This is a genomic window from Alienimonas chondri, assembly GCF_013036045.1.
In the GTDB taxonomy this organism is placed as follows: domain Bacteria; phylum Planctomycetota; class Planctomycetia; order Planctomycetales; family Planctomycetaceae; genus Alienimonas; species Alienimonas chondri.
This window is the reverse complement of the sequence record NZ_WTPX01000306.1, coordinates 1-2099: the sequence shown is the minus strand read 5'-3', so window position 1 is coordinate 2099 and position 2099 is coordinate 1. Positions and strand designations below refer to the sequence as shown.

Here is a 2099-nt window from a genome sequence, read left to right as displayed (position 1 = left end):
GGGCTGGGGGTGAGGGGGCTGAAACCGCCCGGTCGCCCTTCACGATCCCGCCGCTCTCGTTGAGCGTTCGCCTGTCACCCCGCGAACGGTTGCGTGCGAGGGTTCGCTCACCCTCACCCCCGGCCCCTCTCCCTGAGGGAGAGGGGGGAAGAGTTTGGCGCGCCTCACTCTTGGAACCGCCTCTCAGTCCGGGACGCAGACGAGCACGCGGCCGTTCTCAACTTTCGTCTCGTAGGTCTCGACGCGCACCTTGCCTTTGGGGGCGTCGCACCAGTGGCCGGTCCGGCAGTCGAACCGCCAGGCATGCAGGGGACAGACGACCGTGGCGCCGCCCGCGTCGGGCTCGCCGTCCGCTCCGCAGCCGCCGGGTTCGAGGTGGCCGTCGGACAGCGGCGCCCCCGCGTGCGGACAACTGTCCTCCATCGCCGTAAACGTTCCCCCCTCGGCCTCGCCGTCCGGTCCGGGCAGGTGGGCGACGGCGACGAACACGCCGTTCACCTCGAAGGCGCGCAGCTCGTTCGGCGGGATCTCGTCCGTGGCGCAGACATCTTCAAAAAGGGGCAAGGCGAAAGGCGTGAGGCGTAAGTGACGGGGAGGACGAGGATTCTATCCTTTCGGCCCGCTCGTCCCTACTGACGCCTCACGCCTTGCCCCTCTCCCCTCCGGCCAAGCCCCTCGTCGCCGTCGCCTTCGAGTATCCCTCCGTACATGGCGGGGAGCGGTCGCTGTTGGCGGTCTGCGACCGACTGCGGGAGCGGTTCGAGCTCGTGGCCCTCGCCCCGCCGACCGGCGCGCTGGCGGAGACGCTTAGCGCCGCCGGGTGGCCGGTCGTGGGGTGCGATGTGAAGGAGGAAGCGTCCCTGCGGGCGGCGCTGGAGCGGGTGCGGCCGGCGCTGCTGCACGGCAACAGTCTGAGCGTCGGTCGTGTGCTGGGCCGGCTGGCGAACGGCGGGGCGGACGGCGCCTCGCGTCCGCTGCCCTGTCCGGTGACGGCTCATCTGCGGGACATTCTGAACCTGTCCAAAGCGGCGCTGCGGGATCTTGGGCAATGCGCCGCGCTGGTCGCGGTCAGCGCGGCGACGCGCGATCACCACGTCGCCCGCGGCCTGCCGGCGGACCGGGCGACCGTCGTCCACAACGGCATCGATCCGCAATGGGCGACGCCGGCGAGCCGGGGGGTTTATCCCCCCGGACCGGTGAGCGCAGCGAACCGGAAAGGTTCGGTCCGCAACGAACTGCACCTGCCCGCGGACGCCCCGTTGCTGCTGACGATTGGCCAGATCGGGCTGCGGAAGGGCTGGGACGTGCTCGCCGAGGCCGCGGCGGGGATTGCATCGAACCCGCCGCCGCACTTCGTCATGGTGGGCGAACGCTGGAGCACGAAGGCGGAAAGCGTGCGGTTCGAGGAGGACGTGTTCGCCCTGTTGGAACGAAGCGCCCCCGGCCGGGTGCATCGGTTGGGCACGCGGTCGGACGTGCCGCGGCTGATGGCGGCGGCGGACCTGCTGGTGCATCCGGCTCGTCAGGAGCCGTTCGGCCGGGTGTTGCTGGAAGCGGCTGCCGCGGGGCTGCCGATCGTCGCCACGGAGGTCGGCGGCACGCGGGAGATGCTCGGCGACGCCTTCGCCGCCGTCCCCCCCGGCGACGCGGCGGCGCTGGCGACGACGGTCACTCAACTCTTGGCGAGCGAGAACGAACGAACCCGTCTCGCCGCCGCCGGCCGGCGGCGCATCGAACGGTTCACCGTGGAGCGGTCCGCGGCCGGCTTGGCCGCGGTGTGGGACGCGGCGTTGGGCGCTATCTGACAGAGCGAGTCGCACCGCACGAGTCTCCCCTCGCCCCCAGTTGAGGAACACCGGGGGGAGAGGGGTTGGGCGTGAGGGGGCTGGAACCGTCCGGTTGCCCTTCACATTACTGCCGCACTCGTCGAGCGTTCGCCCGTCACCCCGCGAACTACTGTGGGTGAAGGCTCGCTCACCCTCACCCCCGGCCCCTCTCCCTGAGGGAGAGGGGAGCAGAGCGCATCACAATCTGTGAGTGAGTCGCACCGCACGGGTCTCCCCTCGCCCCCCTTTTGGGGGAGAGGGGCTGGGGGTGAG

General features: G+C 71.2%; 2 protein-coding genes. One reads left to right on the top strand and one right to left on the bottom strand.

The window, feature by feature from the left end; genetic code table 11:
• Positions 1–183: 183 nt before the first annotated feature.
• The gene (locus LzC2_RS21245; RefSeq protein ID WP_171190022.1) at positions 184–564 is read right to left on the bottom strand and encodes a Rieske (2Fe-2S) protein; all 381 of its coding nucleotides are present in this window, start codon (positions 562–564) and stop codon (positions 184–186) included.
• An 83-nt stretch (positions 565–647) separates the two neighbouring features.
• On the opposite strand from LzC2_RS21245, the gene LzC2_RS21240 reads away from it, so the two are divergent.
• Complete coding sequence (locus tag LzC2_RS21240) at positions 648–1805, top strand: glycosyltransferase family 4 protein (RefSeq protein ID WP_171190021.1); 1158 nt, start codon at positions 648–650, stop codon at positions 1803–1805.
• The last annotated feature ends 294 nt before the right edge of the window (positions 1806–2099 follow it).